Origin of the sequence: Brevundimonas sp. (assembly GCF_041648055.1) — a bacterium.
Taxonomy (GTDB): domain Bacteria; phylum Pseudomonadota; class Alphaproteobacteria; order Caulobacterales; family Caulobacteraceae; genus Brevundimonas.
The window spans coordinates 18,458-39,014 of sequence record NZ_JBAZPS010000003.1; the positions used below are offsets into that span (position 1 = coordinate 18,458).

General features: G+C 64.7%; 17 protein-coding genes and 1 tRNA gene. 3 read left to right on the top strand and 15 right to left on the bottom strand.

Translation table 11 applies throughout. The annotated features are described in order from the left end of the window. Positions 1-3: 3 nt before the first annotated feature. The 4 genes from radA to WC585_RS08200 all read right to left on the bottom strand — a co-directional run bounded on the left by radA (position 4) and on the right by WC585_RS08200 (position 5,963). Positions 4-1,368, bottom strand: a complete 1,365-nt coding sequence (gene radA, locus WC585_RS08185) for a DNA repair protein RadA (protein WP_373257235.1) — start codon at positions 1,366-1,368, stop codon at positions 4-6. 150 nt (positions 1,369-1,518) lie between these two features. Then, the gene (gene alr, locus WC585_RS08190; protein ID WP_373257237.1) at positions 1,519-2,556 is read right to left on the bottom strand and encodes an alanine racemase; all 1,038 of its coding nucleotides are present in this window, start codon (positions 2,554-2,556) and stop codon (positions 1,519-1,521) included. A gap of 69 nt (positions 2,557-2,625) precedes the next feature. Continuing rightward, complete coding sequence (locus WC585_RS08195) at positions 2,626-3,708, bottom strand: ABC transporter ATP-binding protein (protein ID WP_373257239.1); 1,083 nt, start codon at positions 3,706-3,708, stop codon at positions 2,626-2,628. Between the two features lie 116 nt (positions 3,709-3,824). Next, positions 3,825-5,963 (bottom strand): DEAD/DEAH box helicase, encoded by a 2,139-nt coding sequence (locus WC585_RS08200; RefSeq protein ID WP_373257241.1) that lies wholly within the window; start codon positions 5,961-5,963, stop codon positions 3,825-3,827. 337 nt (positions 5,964-6,300) lie between these two features. On the opposite strand from WC585_RS08200, the gene WC585_RS08205 reads away from it, so the two are divergent. Continuing rightward, a complete protein-coding gene (locus WC585_RS08205) occupies positions 6,301-6,717 on the top strand; it encodes a hypothetical protein (RefSeq protein ID WP_373257243.1) in 417 nt (138 codons plus the stop codon). Between the two features lie 19 nt (positions 6,718-6,736). Here WC585_RS08205 and WC585_RS08210 read toward each other — a convergent pair whose 3' ends face one another. The 9 genes from WC585_RS08210 to WC585_RS08250 form a co-directional block, all read right to left on the bottom strand. Beyond that, the gene (locus WC585_RS08210; RefSeq protein ID WP_373257245.1) at positions 6,737-7,633 is read right to left on the bottom strand and encodes a hypothetical protein; all 897 of its coding nucleotides are present in this window, start codon (positions 7,631-7,633) and stop codon (positions 6,737-6,739) included. A 20-nt stretch (positions 7,634-7,653) separates the two neighbouring features. Beyond that, positions 7,654-10,272, bottom strand: coding sequence for a hypothetical protein (locus WC585_RS08215; RefSeq protein ID WP_373257247.1), 2,619 nt, complete (start codon positions 10,270-10,272; stop codon positions 7,654-7,656). Next, positions 10,269-11,111 carry a hypothetical protein gene (locus tag WC585_RS08220; RefSeq protein WP_373257249.1) on the bottom strand — a complete coding sequence of 281 codons (843 nt, stop codon included), beginning with the start codon at positions 11,109-11,111 and terminating at the stop codon, positions 10,269-10,271. The genes WC585_RS08215 and WC585_RS08220 overlap by 4 nt, the downstream gene beginning before the upstream one ends. Before the next feature lie 194 nt (positions 11,112-11,305). Next, on the bottom strand, positions 11,306-12,082 hold the full coding sequence (locus WC585_RS08225) for a hypothetical protein (protein ID WP_373257251.1): 777 nt from the start codon (positions 12,080-12,082) through the stop codon (positions 11,306-11,308). A gap of 77 nt (positions 12,083-12,159) precedes the next feature. Next, positions 12,160-12,921 (bottom strand): hypothetical protein, encoded by a 762-nt coding sequence (locus WC585_RS08230; RefSeq protein WP_373257253.1) that lies wholly within the window; start codon positions 12,919-12,921, stop codon positions 12,160-12,162. 250 nt (positions 12,922-13,171) lie between these two features. Further along, a complete protein-coding gene (locus tag WC585_RS08235; RefSeq protein WP_373257255.1) occupies positions 13,172-13,702 on the bottom strand; it encodes a hypothetical protein in 531 nt (176 codons plus the stop codon). Between the two features lie 389 nt (positions 13,703-14,091). After that, positions 14,092-14,166: transfer RNA gene (locus tag WC585_RS08240), tRNA-Val, on the bottom strand. A gap of 94 nt (positions 14,167-14,260) precedes the next feature. Beyond that, positions 14,261-15,550 carry a dicarboxylate/amino acid:cation symporter gene (locus WC585_RS08245; RefSeq protein WP_373257257.1) on the bottom strand — a complete coding sequence of 430 codons (1,290 nt, stop codon included), beginning with the start codon at positions 15,548-15,550 and terminating at the stop codon, positions 14,261-14,263. 28 nt (positions 15,551-15,578) lie between these two features. Next, complete coding sequence (locus WC585_RS08250) at positions 15,579-16,298, bottom strand: HAD-IA family hydrolase (protein ID WP_373257259.1); 720 nt, start codon at positions 16,296-16,298, stop codon at positions 15,579-15,581. Between the two features lie 68 nt (positions 16,299-16,366). Between WC585_RS08250 and glmU the strand changes: the two genes are divergently transcribed. Both glmU and rpiA read left to right on the top strand, forming a co-directional pair. Next, a complete protein-coding gene (gene glmU, locus WC585_RS08255; RefSeq protein ID WP_373257261.1) occupies positions 16,367-17,707 on the top strand; it encodes a bifunctional UDP-N-acetylglucosamine diphosphorylase/glucosamine-1-phosphate N-acetyltransferase GlmU in 1,341 nt (446 codons plus the stop codon). Then, positions 17,704-18,387 (top strand): ribose-5-phosphate isomerase RpiA, encoded by a 684-nt coding sequence (gene rpiA / locus WC585_RS08260; protein WP_373257263.1) that lies wholly within the window; start codon positions 17,704-17,706, stop codon positions 18,385-18,387. Before glmU ends, rpiA begins: the two co-directional genes overlap by 4 nt. A 53-nt stretch (positions 18,388-18,440) precedes the next feature. On the opposite strand, the gene WC585_RS08265 is transcribed toward rpiA, so the two are convergent. Next, positions 18,441-19,421 (bottom strand): hypothetical protein, encoded by a 981-nt coding sequence (locus tag WC585_RS08265; protein ID WP_373257265.1) that lies wholly within the window; start codon positions 19,419-19,421, stop codon positions 18,441-18,443. 59 nt (positions 19,422-19,480) lie between these two features. Continuing rightward, the gene (locus WC585_RS08270; RefSeq protein WP_373257267.1) at positions 19,481-20,542 is read right to left on the bottom strand and encodes a hypothetical protein; all 1,062 of its coding nucleotides are present in this window, start codon (positions 20,540-20,542) and stop codon (positions 19,481-19,483) included. Positions 20,543-20,557 lie beyond the last annotated feature (15 nt).

Sequence of the window (20,557 nt, forward strand, 5' to 3'; positions counted from 1 at the left end):
ACCTCAATAGCGGTTCTGCGAGATTCGTTCGACCACTTCGGTCAGGCGTGTGACCGAGGTCAGTTTCACCCCCTTGTCCTTCACCGTCAGGGGAGGGGTCAGGGCGTGGTCGAAGCCCAGCTTGTTGGCTTCCCGCAGGCGGGCTTCGGCCCGGCCGACGCTGCGAATCTCGCCCGACAGGCTGATCTCGCCGAAGACGACGCAGCCCTGGGGCAGGGGCATGTCGGTGGCCGAACTGATCAGGGCCGCCGCCGCCGCCAGATCCGCCGCCGGTTCGTTGATGCGCAGGCCACCCGCCACGTTCAGATAGACGTCCTGATCCCCGAAGCCGAAGCCGCAGCGCGCCTCCAGCACGGCCAGCACCATGTTCAACCGCCCCGTATCCCAGCCGACGACGGCCCGGCGCGGCGTGCCATAGGCGGACTTGGACACCAGGGCCTGCATCTCGACCAGCACGGGGCGCGACCCCTCGATCCCGGCGAAGACCGCCGCACCGGGGGCGCGATCCTTGCCCTCGCCCAGAAACAGGGCAGATGGGTTGGAGACTTCGCGCAGGCCCGCATCGCCCATTTCGAACACGCCGATCTCGTCGGTCGCGCCAAAGCGGTTCTTGCCCGCGCGCAGGATGCGGAAGGGATAGCCGCGCTCGCCCTCGAAGCTCAGCACCGCATCGACCATGTGTTCGACCACGCGGGGTCCGGCGACCTGGCCGTCCTTGGTGACATGGCCGACCAGCACCACGGCCACGCCCTGAGACTTGGCCAGCCGCACCATCTCTCCGGCACAGGCACGAACCTGCGTCACCGATCCAGGCCCCGCCTCATGGGCGTCGGACCACAGGGTCTGGATCGAATCGACGATGACGATGTCGAACTTTTCGCGCTTCAGCGTGCCGAGGATGTCGCGCAGGGCCGTGGCACTGGCCAGTTCGACCGGAGCCTTCTCCAGCCCCATCCGCTTGGCGCGTGAGCGGATCTGCTCGACCGCTTCCTCGCCCGAAATATAGGCCACGCGGCGTCCCGACATGGCCGCCCGCCCGGCCACGTCCAGCAGAAGGGTCGACTTGCCCACGCCCGGATCGCCGCTCAGCAGGATGGCCGAGCCCGGCACCACGCCGCCACCGCAGACGCGGTCAAACTCGGTCACGCCGGTGACGAGACGAGGCGGCTCAGGCGTGTCCGACTGCAGCGTCTCGAATTGCAGACTGCGGGTCCTGGCCGCACTGACCGGCTTCAGGGCACCGGGCGGGGCCGAGCGGCTCTCTTCGACGATTGAGTTCCACTGGCCGCAGGCCCCGCACTGGCCGGACCACTTCCCATGGACGGCTCCGCAGGACTGGCAGACGAAGATGGCGCTGTCGCGGGCCATCAGAAACTGCACTCGAAAAAAACGGGGTGCAAAAAGTGCAACTTCGCTTTGGGCCTCATGTCAGGCAGACGACATGCTGATCGGATTGTCATCGTCTTCCCCTCGAACCTGGCAGGAACATAGGGGGAACATGCGGCCTGCGCCAGAGGCTCAGCCGATATAGTGCCGGGGCACGCGAGCGGTGATCGAGGTGAGCAGTTCATAGGCGATGGTCCCGGCGGCCTGTGCCGCATCGTCGATCGGCCTGTGGGTGCCGAACAGTTCGACGCTATCACCCGCTGCTACGTCAAGATCGGTCGCATCAACCGCGCAGACGTCCATGGAAATCCGTCCGACCAGCGGCCGCAGCATCCCGCCGATCCAGACCTGGCCCCGTGGGCTGTAGGACCTCAGGACGCCGTCTGCGTAACCCGCCGCGACGGTGGCGATCCGGCGCGGTGCGTCCGCCACGAAGCCGCGCGAATAGCCGACGCTCTCGCCCGCAGGCACGTCACGGACCTGAAGAATGTCGGCACAGAAGGTGGCGACGGGACGGATGCGCGGATCGGGCCGCCCCTCGGGACCGCCGCCATACAGGCAGATGCCGGGCCGCGCAGCGTCGAAGGCATAGTCCCGGCCCAGGAAATCACCGCCGGAGTTGGCGAAGGAGCGGATCGTGCCGGGGTAGCGGGCGGCGACGGCGGCGAAGACGTCACGCTGGCGGGCGTTCATCTCGGCCGACGGATCGTCGGCGCAGGCCAGATGGCTGAGAACCATCGTCAGGCCGTCGAACGGTTCGGGGGCTTCCTCGGGTCGGAAACCAAGACGATTCATGCCTGTGTCGATCTGAAGAGCGCAAGGGCCGGACCCGGCGGCGCGCCAGGTCGCGAGCTGGGCACCATGGTTCAGCACGGGTCGAAGGTCGGCGGCTTTCAGGGCCGGAGCCGTGTCGCCGACGCAGCCGTCCAGCACATAGATGACCGGCTCTGGCCCCAATGCCGCGCGCAGGCCGACGCCCTCCGCAGCCCGTGCCACGAAGAAGGTCCGGACCCCCTCGGCCATCAGACGGGTGGCACAGGCGACGGCCCCCAGCCCATAGCTGTCGGCCTTGACCACCGGATGGACCTGTACGCCGGTGGCTGCTTCCAGCGCATGGAAGTTGGCGGCCAGGGCGTTCAGGTCGACTGTCAGGCGGGTCGGGGAGGGCATGCGGGACTGTAAGAGACAGATGTTGTGCGATGCAACATCTTCGGTTTCCTTCTCCCGGTGGGAGAAGGATCAGAGTCGGGGAAACGCCGTGCCTTCTGCATCAAACAGGTGCGCCTGCGATGCCGGAATCTTCATCGTCATGACCTCGCCCGCCGTCGGCCGCGCCTCGCCGGGGAGCAGGGCGGTCAGGGCGGTCTCGCCATAGGTCAGATAGGCATAGGTGGCGTGGCCGAGCGTCTCCACGAAGGTCAGAGTGGCCGGGAGGGTGTCGCCCTCGGTCGCCCCGCCGATGTGCTCGGGCCGGATGCCGACGGTGACCTTGTCGCCGGACTTGGCGGAAGCGGCATTCACGGCGACCGACAGGGTTTCGCCACCCGCCAGCCGCACGGTCGCGCCGCTCGCCGTCGCCGTGACCAGTTCGCCGGGCAGCAGGTTCATCTTGGGGCTGCCGATGAACTCGGCGACGAACAGGTTGCGGGGGTTTTCGTACAGGTCCATCGGCCGGCCGACCTGTTCGATCACCCCGCCGTTCAGCACCACGATGCGATCGGCCAGGGTCATGGCCTCGACCTGATCGTGGGTGACGTAGATCATGGTCGTCTTCAGTCGCTGGTGCAGGGCCGCGAACTCGTAGCGCATGCGGACGCGCAATGAGGCGTCCAGGTTGGACAGCGGTTCGTCGAACAGAAACACCTGCGGCTCGCGCACGATGGCGCGGCCGATGGCGACACGCTGGCGCTGGCCACCCGACAGGGCCTTGGGCTTGCGGTCCAGGTATTCGGTGATGTTCAGCGTCTCTGCCCCACCGCGCACGCGACGGTCGATCTCGGCCTTGTCGGCCTTGGCCAGCTTCAGGCCGAACGCCATGTTCTCATAGACGCTCATGTGCGGGTACAGGGCATAGGACTGGAAGACCATGGCGATGCCCCGGTCGGACGGCGACAGGTCGTTGACCGTGCGGCCGCCGATGGCGATCTGACCGGCGTCGACCTCTTCCAGCCCGGCGATGGTACGCAGCAGGGTGGACTTGCCGCAGCCGGAGGGGCCGACGAACACCACGAACTCGCCGTCGGCGATCTCCAGATCGATGCCCTTCAGGACTTCGGTCGTGCCGAAGCTCTTCTTCACACCGGCCAGCCGGACGTCCGCCATGTTTCCTCGACCCGCAGTCTCTTGATTTGCGGGTTACCGTAAACGGTTACAGAGGTGGTGCAATGGGGAGCGTCTCCCTTCCCCCCATCAAGGGGGAAGGGCCTTTGTTTATGGCCCTACCCGCGCGGGGTCTTGCCCTTGTAGGGCTTGTTGGTCGCCGGCTTTCCGCGCGCGTCCTTGGCGGCCCACGGACGGTCGCCGCCCTTGGGCTTGCCTTTCCAGGGCTGATCGCCGGAAGCGCCGGGCGCGGCGTCGGAACGCGGAGCCCACGGCGTCTTGCCCTCGACCGGGGGCTTCTTGACCCAAGGCTTCTTGCCTTCGGGCGTCGGGTCGTTCGGCGTGCGTTTCACCCAAGGCTTCTTGCCTTCGGCGGCGGGAGCAGGGGCAGCGTCCTCGCGGGCCTTCCACGGCTTCTTGTCGGCAGGCGCAGCGCTGTCGTCGCGCTTGACCCAAGGCTTCTTCGCCGCGCCTTCAGGACGATCCTCGCGCGGTTTCCAGGCGGGCTTGTCGCCACCCTCTTCGCGCCTGGCCCAGGGCTTCTTCTCTGGACGGTCGGATTGCGAACGGTCGCCGGACGGCCTCTTGTCCCATTTACCGACAGGCTTCTCGGACGGGCCGGGTTTCACGGCCGGATCGATCTTGACGCCGTCTTCCAGACCCAGGGCGATGGCGGCCTCGAACTTGGCCTTCATCTCCAGGGTGATTTCGAACTTGGTCTCGCGGTCGAAGATCTTGATCGAGCCGATGTCGCGCTTGGTCACATGACCCAGGCGGCAGATGGTCGGCATCAGCCATTTGGGATCGGCATTCTTGTCGCGGCCGATGTTGATCCGGTACCAGACCATGTCGCCGCCACGGGCAAAGTCCGTATAGGGAACGTCGGGCTGACCCTTGTCGTTCTTGCCGCTAGCCTGCTGGCGCTTCATCCGCTCGTCGTCATAGACGTCTTCGGGCGGCGGCAGCTTTTGGCGATACAACTGGATCAGGGCCGCAGCGATCTGCTCCGGGCTGGATTTCTCGAGCAGTTGCCGGCCCATGGCCAGGGTGTCCTCGTCCTCGATGACGGCCGTCAGGACGGGATCGGCCAGCATGCGCTGCTGATCCTTGGCGCGGATCTCGTCGGCGCTGGGCGGACCCGACCATTCGGCGGTGATGCCGGCCGAGGACAGCATGATCTCGACCTTGCGGCGGCGCGTGTAGCTGACCAGCAGGACGGAGACGCCCTTCTTGCCCGCGCGTCCGGTACGGCCCGAACGGTGCAGCAGCCCGGCCTTGTTGACCGGAATCTCCGCATGGATGACCAGGCCCAGATCGGGCAGGTCCAGACCGCGGGCGGCGACGTCGGTGGCGACACAGACGCGCGCATGGCCGTCGCGCAGGGCCTGCAGGGCCTCGGACCGCTGGCTCTGGGTCAGTTCGCCGGACAGGCCGACGACGGAGAAGCCGCGCTCGCGAAGGCTGGCGGTCAGATGCTTCACCCGCTCGCGCGTATTGGCGAACACCAAGGCGCCGGGGGCCTCGAAATAGCGCAGCACATTGACGACGGCCAGTTCGACCTCGTTCGGCGCCACGCGGATGGCTTTATACTCGATGTCGGCGTGCGATCCGGCACCGGCGACCGTATCAATGCGCAGGGCGTCCTTCTGATAGGTCTTGGCCAGTTGCACGATGTCGCGCGCCAGGGTGGCCGAGAACAGCAGGGTCCGGCGCTCGGCGGGCGCGGCGTCCAGAATGAAGGTCAGGTCTTCCTGAAAGCCCATGTCCAGCATCTCGTCGGCTTCATCCAGCACGACGGCCTGGAGCGTCGACAGGTCCAGCGACCCGCGCTCGACGTGGTCTCGCAGTCGGCCGGGCGTACCCACCACGATGTGACAGCCGCGGTTCAGAGCCTGACGCTCGGTCTTGGGGTCCATGCCGCCGACGCAGGAGACGATGCGCGCGCCGGTCTGGGCATACAGCCATTGCAGTTCGTTCGAGACCTGCAGGGCCAGTTCGCGGGTCGGAGCGATAACGAGGGCGACGGGGGCACCGAACTCGGCGAACTTTTCAGCCTCCCCCAGCAGGGTGGGGGCCAGGGCCAGGCCGAAGGCGACGGTCTTGCCGGACCCCGTCTGGGCGCTGACCAGCAGGTCGCGGCCGCTGCCGTCTTCGTTCAGCGTGGCCTCGAGGACGGCGGACTGGACGGGCGTCGGCTCGGCATAGCCACGGGCGGAAAGGGCGCGGTCGAGCGCGGGATGACTGGCAGGAAAAGGCATGAACGTTCCGTAGGGCACCAGAGCGGTGCACGCCAGCCGTGACGGTTGGCGAAAGGGGCGCGCACATGCGCCATGATCAAGGCCGAATGGTGGTCATGGCAGCTGGGGTATGCCGAATTCTGGCCGAGACCGGTTTGCACACTACGAGGTCAGATCGGCGTAGGACCTCCAAACCAGCAACGCCTCTTGTGAAGACAGTGTCTGTCAAGGTTACCGCGCGTTAGTGACGCTTGGTCAGGCTCTACTAAGCCTGTCTGATCGCCATAGTTTAAGTCCTCGCGCTTATGTTCGTGCTTGCAGAATGCATTGCCCGAGGTGGCCCATGACTTGTCTGAAGATGAATAGCCGCAAGATCGCCGCCGCATCCCTGGCTGTGGGGATGCTGGCCGGAGCAAACGCCGCGTCGGCAGGCGAATCCCAGTCCGGAACGACCTATCGGCTTCGGGCAACAGTTCCCGTCGCCTGCTGGGTTCGTCCCCAGGGCAGCGTGCTGGCAGGATCGGGCCGGACCGGTGCGGTCGTCGAGGCTTGCAACAGCCCTGGTGGCTTCACGGTTTCGGCCAGCTACCGCCAGCTAAAGGATACCGAGAAGGCCGTCATGACCTATGGCGCTCGAATGATCGACCTGTCGAAGACCGGCGAGCAAATGCTTCGCCGCTCCAACATGGCCACTATTCGCACCGTCGATTACAGCTTTGGCCAGGTCGATCTTGACGAGCCGCTGATCCTGTCGCTGACGATCCAGCCCATCTGATCGATGACGACGGCAGCCTTCAGAGGGCTGCGATCGTGAAGGTAAGCACGTCGGTGTAGTCACCGGCGCGCTTGCCGCGGACGTCACCGATGTTGACGCTGAGCGCGTAGTCGTCGGCTCTCGGCCTGCGCGAGACGACCTCGAAGCGGTCACCCTGTCCAAGGTTCATCGACTTGTCGTCCACCAGCAGGCCATATGCGACGTACCATTCGCTGGCCCCCAGACGCAGGCGGCCCTGGTTGGATGAGCGCACGGAGACGCTGTAGCCGCCGGTGCTGAGGACATACAACGATGTCGCAAGCGGACGCACGCCTTCCCTGAGTTCCCCCAGGTCGATCTGTGCCACGCCATTGCTGCGCTGAAACGCACCTTTCAGGCCCATGACGGCCGTGGGAATCACATTGATGGCCAGTGCCACGGGCCGCTCGGCCAGAGGAGAGCCATCGCTCGCATCGACGGCGATAAAGGCGTCCTGGGAATAGACGCCTTCGCCCAGGGGCGCGTCTGTGGCCGTTGCAAATGTGAACCGCACCAGGGACCGTTCGCCGGGCGCGATATTGACGGGGCGCGCGTTGAGACGGCGCGCATTCTGGCCGACGCGAGGGGTGACGTCGCTGCCGCTGCGTTCATCGATCAGCGCGTAGCCGATACGTTCCGGCTCACCGTTGCGGGACAAGCCATAGGGTTGGCCGCGCAAATCCACCCGGATCGAGCCGCTGCAGGCCGTATCACCCTGATTGACCAGGGCGACGTCAAACTGGCGCTGGGCCCCTTCGCTGGTGAAGGGGTCGTAGCGGATCAGCCACTGGTCCTGGGCCGGCTGGATCGACAGCTGGCAGTCTGCAAGCGCGGTGCCTGCCGATGCCAGGGTGATTGCGGCGACGGCACCGAGGCCGCCCAATAGTCTGTTGCGCATCCGGTCCATTCCTGGCCTCGCTATTCGACAACGTCGATGGGTATGTTGACAACCGACAGGTCGAGCAGACCGTCGCTGTCTTCCGGCACTGTAAATTCGAAACCCTGTGCCGGCTGGGTAAACAGTTCCACGCGATAGCGTTTGCCGGGCTCCAGATTCTGGATGGCAAAACGGCCGACCGAGTTGGTGAAGAACAGTTGTGGTTCCGCCTCCGGCTCGTCCAGCGAACGCAGGCGGCCAGATGTCAAGGCCAGAGGCTTGTCCTGATTGCCGACCAGACGACCCAGGGCGCTGACGAAGGCGGCACTGCCGACTTCGATCGCATAGCCGCTGCGATAGGTCGGACGAACACGCAGGATGCCCTCGCCGACATCATAACCCACAGGCGCATCCAGGGCGTCATAGCGGACCGACTGGTTCACATAGGACGATAGCTGGTTGTCGAGCGCGGGTCCGAATGCGCCGCTGCGGCCCGTGTAGCGACCGCCTTCGAGGCTTTCGCCGACGATGACGCCGCTGTCTTTCAGGCTCTCGTGCGGATAGACGATGGCGAAGCTGTCGCCGATCGTGCGTCCGATGGCCCAGTGCCGACCGGTCGTCGCGATCGCGCTACCGATACGGAAGCTGGTGACCTGTTCCTCGGTGATGTTGCCGAAGTCTCGCCCGAAGGCAGCGTGGGACAGGGTCGCGTCGAAACGGTTGCTGTAATAGTCGACCTGACCGGACACCGAACCGGCACCCCCGTCATAGGTGGACGCCAGAGAATAGCCGAAGCTGTCGACGCGGTTCTCCGGGGACTGCTGGAAGCGGACGCTGCCGGAATCGCGGGCCGAGTTGTAGCGGGCCTCCGCGCGACGGTCGTAGCGCGGGGTCCAGATCAGGGCGAGGGTGACGCCGACCTCGTTGCCACCAGGCCCCGTGAAGATGTTGCTGCCGAAATTGCTGTATTCCACCCCGACCTGTGCGCTCCATTGCGGGCTGAAGCGGTAGGTGCTGGAGGCATTGACGCTGTAGGAGTCATCACGCGTATCGTCGTGGCTCATCCGGTAGGAGGCGCTGACGTTGCCGACCCAGTCGATGTTGAACCGCCGCGCATAACCGGCGCTGAAGGCCCAGGAGGTGGGGTTCTGGCCGAAGCGGTTGCCCAGGGTCGAGAAATCCTCGGACGTGTATTCCGCCAGAACGGTCCAGTTGTCCGCCAGACCATCACGCTCGACGACGTAGTCGTAACTGACCGCACCGGCATAGCCGAAGCCGACTTCCTGGCTGTTGCTGAGCGAGGCGTCGAACTGAAGGCGAGAGCCGTTCTTGAGGATCAGCTGGGTCTGGCCCGTTACCGTCTGGGCATATTCGGCAGCCTGCAGCCCCAGACCGATGGCCGGTCGGTTCATGAAGGCCTTGCGCCAGTAACCGGTGAAGGCGACGTCGCCGTCGGAATAATCCGGCGATCCGAACAGACCCTCGCTGGTCAGGCCCAGATAGGCCCCGTACTCGTAGTCGCCCGGCTCCAGGTCGATGCTGTCCAGATAGGCGCTGTAGGCGACGTTCTCCAGCGAGCCGGACTGCCCCTGAATTTCCAGCTGGATGTCGTTGCTGCCGGTATCGAGCGGCAGGTTGCTGAGGTCGTACTGACCGGGATCCAGCCGGAATTCTCGCAGGAACAGGCCGTTGCGCAGCACGCGGACAGTCGATTCCTCGCGCAGCACCAGCTGGCGCGAGCCCGACAGGACGTTGTTGCGGAACGATTCAAACCGTCTGCGCTGACGGGCGACACCGATACCGCCCAGTTCCACGAAGCCCTGGCGACCCCGCGTTTCCGGGTCCAGATCGCCCAGATACCAGCGGCGATAGTCTTCAGGCTGATCGAAGACGAAGCGCGCATAGCGACGCTCCATTTCGTATTCGCCGGTAAACCGGTCCTCGCGACCCTGCACGTCCGCTTCAAACACCAGCGACTTGTAGCGGATCGCACCATTCAGGAAGACGCTGGGGGCGTCGATGTCGCCGGTCGAGTTGCGGCGTTGAATGGCCAGATTGGTGTTCAGATAGGCCGTGAAATTCTCGGGCGGCTGTTCGGGTGCGTCGGGGCGTCCGCCCTGGAACAGCATTTCCGGCAGGCGCTTGGTTGGGTCGATCCGAAGAACCAGAACCGCCAGCTGTTCCGGATCGTAATCCAGCTGGATGCCCGTGGCGTTGATCTCTTCGGGTGGGAAGGATTCGATGCCTTCCAGCGACGCCGCCAGTTCGGCCTGCGCCTCTTCGGTCAGCAACGGATTGATCAGGGTCTGGAAGCCCGCGCTGTCGACGATGAAGCGGTCGTCAATGGTCAGCAAAACAGGCAGTTCGCCCAGGACCCGACGATTGAAGTTCAGCGGAACCGTAATCGCGATGTCGCGGTCGTAGGGGTTGATGTTCGGCCGTGTCGTCGGATCCTGAGCCGGTGTTGCGGCAGGGGCAGCGGTGGCCTCGACCTCAGGAGCCTGCGGATCGGCCGGGGCCGGTGTCGACGCAGGAACCTGCGGCATCTCCTGATAGGGTCGGAAATCACGCGCGGAAGCGCCCAGCGCGGGCTGGCACGTCAGACCGGCGACCAGGGCCCCCGTCGCCACCGTCAGGAAAAGTCCCCCCCGGAACCTCATCGTGTGAACCGTACCGTTATGGGTTTGGACGGATCAAGCTGGATGCCACCCGTCGGGATTTTGAAGACGCGGCGTCCACCGGCGGGAGCCAGGTAGCCGACGCCAACAGTTTCAGACACTTGCTGGCCGGTCATGACCTGGCTGTAGGGCTGTCCGGCCATGTCGGTGCCGGCGATGTTCCAGGTGGCACCACTCATCAGGGCATAGCGTTTGCCGCTGTTGGTGACGCTGATTTCCAGACCCGGCTCGGACGGGGGCGGGGGCAGGGCCTCACCCTGTGTCAGGCTGGGATCGATTTCGGGCGCGGGCGGAGACACCATGGCGGGGACGACGGACGTCACCTCGACATTGGGCTGGGCACCGGGAGGAGCCACCACGATCAGGGCCTTCATTGTGTAGAGGACCGAAACGGAAACGGCACCGCCGCCTTCTGTCGAGGTCGGTTCCGTGGCGACCGGCAGCTGGCGGACCCACAGATAGTAGGCGCGGCTGACGTCGATCTCGGGCTCGCCGACCCACTGAACGCGCACGACCTGACGGCCACCGACGGGCACCAGACCCTGGGGCGGGAAGACCAGGAAGTTCTCGTCAGACGGCGTCTCGATCAGTTCGCCATTCTCGTCGAACTCGATGCTGGTGATCATTGTTTCGAAAGGCAGGGCGGCGGAACCGATATTGCCCACCTCGATCCGGGCCGTGGATCCGGCACCGGTGGTGGTCAGTTCGGACACCATGGGGGCCACCCGCATGGCCCAGGCCGCAGCCCCGACCAGTGACAGACCGGCGGTCGCCATGACGACACAGACCGCCATGCGCATGCTGCGCGACAGGATCGACATCGTTCGGAACACCATTGTTATTCGCCCCCAAAGCCCGCTTATCGCCGGTCAAACGTTCTGTAATCGTTTAGATAGCCGACTTGATGCCGGCTTGATCGAATCTTGTTCAGCAAAACTCGTGCCGCGCAGATTTCGTCAGAAAGCAGAACGGGGGAGACCTGAGTCCCCCCCGTTCCATAGGCGTAGCGCGGTCTTTACAGGCCGGCCGAGATGGTGACGCCGAAGGTGCCGGCGTAGGAGCCAGCGACCAGGGCTTTTGCGGGGGCCGGAATGACCACGTCCAGGGACATGGCGGACTTCCAGGCACCGTGCTGAGCCGAGTTCTGGTCAGCGGTGGTGGCGACAACCAGGGTCTGGTTGGTGCCGGCAGCCGGACCGCCGGTGGCGGGGCCGGCGACGTAGCTGGCGGTGACCGAGTAGGGCAGGTTGGCCTGGAAGACATTGCTGTCATAAGCCGAGGCACCGGCGTTCACGAGACCGTTCAGGTCGGTCTTGGCGATGCGGACGGTGTTGGCGGTGTTGCAGCCGGCCAGGTTGGTGTCGATGCTGACTTCGGCATCGTCAACCATGGTGAAGGCAGCGGCCGGGCCGGTGTTGTCCGAGGCGTAGATGCCGATCTGGCCGAAATCCAGGGTCTCGGTGTCGTTGTTGCCCGAATAGTAGGCGCAGTCGGTCGAGACCGTGCCGGTCATCGTGAAGGTAGCGCCGTCCTCATCAGCGGCAGTGCCGTTGTTGTCTGCGGCGTTGCCCAGAGCGTGCCACGATGCGCCGCCTGCACGCAGACCAGCTGCACGCTCAATGTTCCGGCCGTGATCGACCTGACCGGTGCTGCCGGGATTGAAGTTGTACGTATAGGTCCCGTTGTTGCCGCCAACGCGTTGCGTTTGACCTTGGTTGATGTCCTGGGCCGAAGCGGCCGAGGCGGTCAGGGCGACGGCGGCGACGCCGGCGAGAAGCGAAACGATTTTCATGAGGTTACTTTCCGTTTGGGTGTCCAGAAGGACGAAAGGCGTGGGTGGAAAACCACCCACGCCGTATCAACCGGTCTTTACAGGCCGGCCGAGATGGTGACGCCGAAGGTGCCGGCGTAGGAGCCGGCGACCAGGGCTTTTGCGGGGGCCGGAATGACCACGTCCAGGGACATGGCGGACTTCCAGGCACCGTGCTGAGCCGAGTTCTGGTCAGCGGTGGTGGCGACAACCAGGGTCTGGTTGGTGCCGGCAGCCGGACCGCCGGTGGCGGGGCCGGCGACGTAGCTGGCGGTGACCGAGTAGGGCAGGTTGGCCTGGAAGACATTGCTGTCATAAGCCGAGGCACCGGCGTTCACGAGACCGTTCAGGTCGGTCTTGGCGATGCGGACGGTGTTGGCGGTGTTGCAGCCGGCCAGGTTGGTGTCGATGCTGACTTCGGCATCGTCAACCATGGTGAAGGCAGCGGCCGGGCCGGTGTTGTCCGAGGCGTAGATGCCGATCTGGCCGAAATCCAGGGTCTCGGTGTCGTTGTTGCCCGAATAGTAGGCGCAGTCGGTCGAGACCGTGCCGGTCATCGTGAAGGTAGCGCCATCCTCATCAGCGGCAGTGCCGTTGTTGTTCGCGGCGTTGCCGAAGGCGTGCCACGACGAAATCAGCGAGTCGCCGTCGTTGGCGTTGGCGCGGTTGATGGCGGCGCCGATGTTGGCGAAGAAGCCGCCGCCCTGGACGTTCTGGTCGCCCAGGAGGTGGAACTGGCCCTTGTTGATGTCCTGGGCCGAAGCGGCCGAGGCGGTCAGGGCGACGGCGGCGACGCCGGCGAGAAGCGAAACGATTTTCATGATCAGTCTCCAAAGACAGATTGAGTGTGTGGTCGTGTCGATCGAGACGAATCCCCCCGATCTTGGGTTTGCGATTAACAACCTGTAAACAAGTAAGTCAACCGCAAATATCAATGTTACGTGGTTAAGCTGTCGTATTCCCCTCATTGGCGAAAATGGAAATCGTCAATGCGAAAGCACTGTCACAGAATGGTGACGTATTGTGACGCAATACTGGATGTCAGAAGGCCTGTTAGGCCTGAAAACTATACTACAGAGCGGTAACCGTTACTGTAAGCGTCTCCGAATAGTCTCCGGCCAGTAGGCCTGCACCGGAAGGCATATCCGTCTTGAACGTCAGTCGTGCACCACCGGCGGCGATGGCTTCACCGCTGTTCATGGTCCTGCGCGAGCGCAGGTCGCGACTGTCGAAACTGCGATCCAGCATCGAAGGCTGAGGGCTGATAACCGGCACCTCGACGCGGACTGAGTAGGGAAGGGTTCCGGCGAACGGGCCCTGGCCCTGGGGCATGGTCGCATGCGCCAGTCCACCGCGCGGCGAGCTGAGACCCAGTTCGAACGGGACATTGCAGTCCAGATCCAGGGTGGCGACCGCCGTCTCGTTTCCGGTCAGTTCGCCGAAGTTGATGTCTCCGCCCCCGGCGACCGCACAGCCGCCCATGATCCGGCCGGTCAGCGAAACGTCCAGTTTGGAGAAGGTGGCGACAACGCTCTTGTCTGCCGCCGATTGCGCGGCGGCCGACGTCGCGGTCAGCCCCAGGCCTGCCATGGCGGCGGTCATTGCACACGCTGCGGCAAGAGCCCCGCGGTACGCCTTTGATTGCTTACGCATCTTCCCACCCTCATCGCCGCGTTGTGCGGCATCGCCTTTCCGGCGACTTCCCCGATCCCCTTCCAAGACCCGTGCCATCCCGAAATGGGACAGTGGGCGAATCCGCCCAGGCTTCAGATGGGGTTAACAAATCCCTAACAGCGAGGGTCAATACCCGTGAAATTGGGTTCTCGCAACACTGTTATCCTGTTGGGGGAATTGAGTTATGGCCAAGCTTCTGCTGGCTGCGACCGAGGTTTCATGGCTCGGGGCCAAGCAGCGTCCGTGAACGGATCAACACCGATCATGCGATGGCGTGCCTGTGTCTGCTGGTGTTCGCGGTAATCAGGTGAGATCGATGGTGGATGCGACAGGGATTGAACCTGTGACCCCCTCGGTGTGAACGAGGTGCTCTCCCGCTGAGCTACGCATCCATCTGGCCAACATGTCGGCCCGCCGACCGCTGAGGGCCGGGGAGGGCGGGGACATAGCCCGCGAGGCGGGGCCTTGCAACAGGCAAACGCAGGGTCAGATTCCGGCGGCGCGGACGGTGTCTGGCGTCTCGGCATCGGGGTCGCCGGGCAGCCAGGCGACGTGGCCGTCGTAGATGCCCTGATCCAGTATGCCTTCTTCCCGGGCGACCAGCACCGGTACCAGCATCTGGCCGGTGACATTGGTGGCGGTGCGCATCATGTCGATGATCCGGTCGATGGCGACGATATAGCCGATGCCCTCCAGCGGCAGTCCCGCGGTCGACAGGGTCAAGGTCAGCATGACGATACTGGTTCCCGGCACCCCCGCCGTGCCCAGCGAACCTAGCACCGCCGTCAACCCGATCAGTACGTATTGCGTCAGCGTCAGGTCGATCTTGAAATACTGGGCGATGAAGATGGCGGCGATGGCCGGATAGATGGCCCCGCAGCCGTCCATCTTCACATTGGCCCCCAGCGGCACGGCAAAGGCGGCATAGGCTTGGGGCACGCCCAGCCGCTCGACCGTCTGGCGCAGGGTGATCGGCAGGGTGCCGAGGGACGAAGAGGTGGCGAACGCCGTCTGCTGCGCCGCAAAGGCCCCGCGGAAGAAGCTGCGCACCTTCAGCCCGTGCAGCTTCAGCAGGCCGGAATAGACGATCAGGATGTGGAACAGGCACGCCGCATAGATGGCGAAGATGAACTTGCCCAAGGGAAGCAGCGCCTCCCAGCCATAGCCCCCGACGACCGAGCCGATCAGGCCGAAGACCCCGAACGGCGTCAGCTGGATCACCCAGCGGGTGATGCGGAAGATGATGGCCGCGCCTTCGTCCACCAGCCTGCGCACGCCCTGCGCCCGCTCGCCCAGAGCCACCAGCGCCATCCCGACCAGGGCTGAGAAGAAGATGATCTGCAGCACCTTACCCTCGCTCAGCGCCGCAAAGGGGTTGGTGGGGACGATGCCGATCAGGACTTCCAGCGGCGTCGGTATTTCGCGCGCGCGGACCTCACCCAGCGGCAGATTGGCCAGTCCCATTCCGGGATTGATGATGTGACCGAAGGCGAAACCCACCAGAACGGCCAGCAGGGAGGTAACGGCGAACCAGATGATGGTCCGCACCCCCAGCCGCACGGCGCCCACACCCTCGCCAAGCTTGGCGATGGAGCTGGCGATGGTGAACAGCACCAGAGGGGCCACGACCATGCGGATCAGGTTCAGATAGATGTCGCCGATCGGCTGGAGCCAGACGACGGCCTGTTCGCGCAGGATCAGCCCGGCGACGATGCCCAGCACAAACCCGGCGGCGGTGCGCTGCCACAGGGGGATGGCGAAGAAGCGACGGAGCATGGCAGGGCCTTCTGGGCTGTCGGCCACATTATGTGTTCGCAGTCGCAGCAATCCGCAACCGCTGCGCCGACAGAAAGCCGTCGATGGCGGATTCGACGGCCGCGAACCGGTCCACCATCACATCGCCGCCCAGTTCCGCTGCCGGTATGGGCGTGTAGCCGTAGGTGCAGACGATGCACGGCATGCCCGCGTCCCGTGCCGCGCCCGTATCGGGCGCGGCGTCGCCGACCATGATGGCTCGCGCTGGATCGCCGCCCGCCAGGCGCACGGCCTCCTTAAGATGCGCCCCGTCCGGTTTGCGCGCGCTGACGCGGTCCGGGCCCACGATGACGGCGAAGTGGCGGGTCAGACCCAGCGCGCCCAGCAGCCGTTCCGACAGGTCGCTGCGCTTGTTGGTGGCCACGCACAGGATGGCCCCCCGCGCCGCCAGTCGCCCCAGCGTCTCGACCACCCCGTCATAGGGGCGCGAGTGATCGGCGATGTGCTCGATGTAGTCGGCGATGAAGGCGTCGAACAGTTCGGGCCGCGTTGCGTCCTCTGCACTGGCCCCCGCCGCCGCGAACCCATGCTCCAGCAGGGCCCTCGCCCCGCCACCGATCAGGTTCGCCGCCCCCTCCATCGGCACGGTCGGCAGGCCCTCGCGGACCAGCATGCGGTTCAGTGTCCCGACCAGATCGCGGTGCGTTTCCACCAGCGTGCCGTCCAGGTCGAAGGCGATGGTCCAGCCCTCAAGGTCGCGTTCGATCACAGCGGCATCTCCCAAGGGTCGCCGCGATAGGCTAGACCAGCCGCCGTGACTAACCGCCGGACCGATTCATGACCAGACGCGCTGCCATCATCCTCGCCGCCGGCCAGGGCACCCGCATGAAGTCGCCGCTGCCCAAGGTGCTGCATCCCGTCGGCAGTCGCGCCATGCTGGACCATGCTATCGACGCGGCAGAAGCTCTGGGCTGCGAGCGGATCGTCGTCGTGGTCGGCAATCACTCTCCAGAAGTCCGCGCCCATGTGGTCAAGCGGCTGGGGGAGGGGGCCATCGCGGTGCAGGATCCGCCCATCGGCACCGGCCACGCGGTCCGCGCCGCCGAAGCCGCTTTGGCCGGGTTCGAAGGTCAGGTGGTCATCACCTATGGCGATGTGCCCCTGCTGAAGGCGCACGACATCGAGCCGATCTTCGCCAGCGCCGACGGCGTCACCGTCATCGGCTTCGAGGCGCGCGATCCGGGGGCCTATGGTCGTCTGGTCATGGAGGGCGACACCCTGGCAGCCATCACCGAGGCTAAAGAGGCGTCGGCGGAGGTTCTGGCCCTGACCACCTGCAACTCCGGCGTCATGGCCGCGCCGTCGGCCCTGCTGTTCGATCTGCTGGCGCGCGTGACCAATGACAATGCCAAGGGCGAATACTATCTGACGGATGTCGTGGCCCTGGCTCGCGCCCAGGGTGCGCCGACCCGCGCCGTCATGGCCAGTGAAGACGCCGTCATGGGCGTCAATGCCCAGTCCGAACTGGCCGTCGCCGAGGCCCTGTTCCAGAAGGTCCAGCGCGAGACCTTCCTGGCCGCCGGGGTGACCATGGCGGCGCCCGAGACTGTCCATTTCTCGTTCGACACCGAGATCGGCGCGGGTACCGTCATCGAGCCCTTCGTCGTCTTCGGCCCCGGTGCAAAGGTCGCCCCCCGCGCGCGCATCCGCAGCTTCAGCCATATCGAGGGCGCGACCGTCGCCACCGGCGCCGAGGTCGGCCCCTATGCCCGCCTGCGTCCCGGCGCGGACCTGGGCGAGGGCGTTAAGGTCGGCAACTTCGTCGAGGTCAAGAACGTGCGGATGGACGCCGGGTCCAAGGCCAACCATCTGGCCTATCTGGGCGACGGCACCGTCGGGGCAAAGGCCAACATCGGCGCGGGCACCATTTTCTGCAACTACGACGGTTTCTTAAAACACCGGACGACGGTGGGGGCAGGGGCCTTCATTGGCTCTAACAGCGCCCTGGTCGCACCGGTGACCATCGGGGAGGGGGCCATGGTCGGGTCGGGTTCGGTGATCACCCGCGATGTGGGCCCGGGCGATCTGGCGCTGGGCCGGGGCGATCAGTTGTCCAAGCCCGGCTGGGCCGCGCGGTTCATGGATACGATGCGGGCGAAGAAGGCGAAGGGCAAATGAGCGATCTGCAAAAGCGCCACGCCGGTGAAGCCGCCGCCCTGCGCGTCGAGGCGGGCATGGTCGTCGGCCTCGGCACCGGCTCAACCGCCGCCTGGTTCGTCAAGGCCTTGGCCGCCCGCAACCTGACCGGTCTGCGCTGCGTGCCTACATCCGAAGCCACCGCCGAACTGGCGCGTGAGCTGGGCCTGACGCTTTCCACTCTGGAGGACACGCCCCGTATCGATCTGACCGTCGACGGGGCAGACGAGGTCGGCCCCGGCCTGGCCCTGATCAAGGGTGGCGGCGCGGCCCTGCTGCGTGAGAAGCTGGTGTGGGAAGCGTCAGCCAGGTGCCTGTGCATCGCCGACAGCGCCAAGGTGGTGAAGACCCTGGGGGCCTTCGCCCTGCCGATCGAGGTCGTCGCCTTCGGGCACAAGACCACGGCCAACCGCATCGCCGACGTCCTAGCCGACCACGACATCGCCATGCCCGCCCGCGTCCGCATGGCTGACCGGGGGCTGGTGCGTACCGATGGTGGCAATCTGATCTATGACGCGAAATGCGGCGTCATCCATGACCCGGTGCGCCTGGCTGACGATCTGAAGTTGATAACAGGCGTGGTCGAGCACGGCCTGTTCCTCGATCTGGCGGACGAGGCGATCATCGGGACCGACGAGGGGACTCGGGTGGACAACCCCTAAGTTAGCCCCCGCCGGATCGACTGGCCAGATCTGGCTCGGAGTTCGGTGCGACCTCAGTCAGTCGCAGGTAGATCCTCGGCGCGCAGCCGACCGTGTTCCCGCTGGATCGAAGATTGAATCTCGGCGACGTTCGCTCTGCCGTTCAGCTTGTTCTGCTCGGCTCCATACAATCCTCGAAGGTAGGCCAGATCCCAGCTCGTAAGTTGAGATACCTCATCGCGGTTGCTGAATACGTTGAGGATCGAGGAATAAGCCTGTGTGTCTGCGTCAGGATCGATCTGTGCCAGCGACACGAAAGCGATGTAGTCCGCCAGTTGCTGGGTCGACAAACCAGCGACCTCCTCGATGTCGACAATGACGATGGTTCTGACGATGTTATCGACGATCTGCGTTCTGAGACGTGATGCAGAGTTGACGTAGAGCAATGGGGCATAGTCGTTGGGGGAACTGCAGGCGTCTACGCATTCGCCCGGCAGCCTCACAGCGCGTCCACCGGACTCCGAATCGGTAGGCATGCTCATCTGCCACCAGCGGACCGGACGATCCGCATTTCGGAAATCGTCCAATGCGACGCCACCCCTGTCCATACCGCTGCCGCCCATGCGGAAGGCGCGGGGGCGTTCGGACACCAGCTCGCGTGCGAGAGTCCCGCCGTCTTCGGTCGCGATAATCACCAGATTGGGTGTGCAACCGGGCTCGCCGGCCTCGATGCCCAGATCGTCTGCCACCATAGAAACGCGATCAACAAGATACTGAGCCGTTTCTACCTTCAGGTTGACGGCACCTACGCAGATACGGCTGTTCCAGCGTGCCAGACCGCGATTGCGGTTTGGTTCGGCGACCTCGGCGGTAAATCGGCGGATGATGTCCGACAGCGACCGTCCGGTGACCGTAATGTCTTCAAGCTGTACGGCCTCCGGATCTTGCACCTGCGGGGATGCGACAGAAACGCTTTGAGGAGTCTGTGCTACTGCCGACGGCAAGGGCTGCGGATCAGATATCGCCAGGAGCGCGGCCAGGGTGAGCGTGAGCATGAACATCGCCTTTCGAAGAATTCTCTACAGAGCTTACGCTTTAGTGGAATGTGACAGCCTTAGTCGGATGCCGTCGCATCATCTGCTCTCCGCAGACGGGCATGTTCGCGCTGAATCGACCCGACAACTTCCGTAAGATTCGACCGCCCGTTCAGCCGGTTTCTTTCGGCGTCATACAGGCCCCGCAGGTAGGCGCGGTCCCAGCTTGTCAGTTCGTCAACTGACGCTCGGTCGTCGAAGACGTTGAGGATGGAGGAATAGGCCCGGGTGTCTGCATCCGGATCGATCTGTGCCAGCGAAACCAGGGCGACATAGTCGGCCAGTTGTTGGGTCGTCAGACCCGTAACATCGTCGATATCGACGATGACGATCGACCTGATGATGTTATCGACGATCTGGGTCCGCAGTCGTGACGCGCCGGCGATCGCAATCACAGGCGCGTAATCGTTGACCGAACTGCAGGCGTTGCTGCACTCGCCCGGTATGCGATAGGCTCGATTCCCGGTCTGGGAATCGATCGGCATGCTCATCTGCCACCAGCGCACCGGTCGATCAGTGTCCTGAAAATCCTTCAGTGCGACCTTGCCGCGGTCCATACCGCTGCCCCCCATTCGGAAGGCTCTGCGACGCTCTGAAACCAGTTGCCGCGCGAGGGCACCGCCGTCGTCCGTAGCGACGATCACAAGATTTGGCGTACACCCGGGTTCACCGGCTTGCAGGCCCACGTCCTCAGCGATGGTCGAAACCCGATCCACCACATATTGGGCGGTGTCGACCCGCAGATTGACGGCACTGACGCAGATGCTGCCGTCCCACCGCGCCAGGCCGCGAAAGCGGTTGGGTTCGGCGACCTCGGTCGTGAAGCCGCGGATCAGGTTCGTCAGTGGTCTGCCAACGACAGTAATGTCCTCAAGCTCTACAGCTTCCGGTTCCTGAACCCGCTGAGATGCGGTTGGAAGGGTTTGCAGAGTGGGTGTAGAGCCTGGATCCGAACCCAGCAGGATCGCTGTAGCGAGAAGAGCTTCGAGCATCGTCAAACTCCTGTGGGCAGATTGTGAAATTGATAGCGTATCCCAGGTTTGCGAAAACACAATGACCTTGGTCTGGACGTCGCCACCCACGGTTGCCACATACGC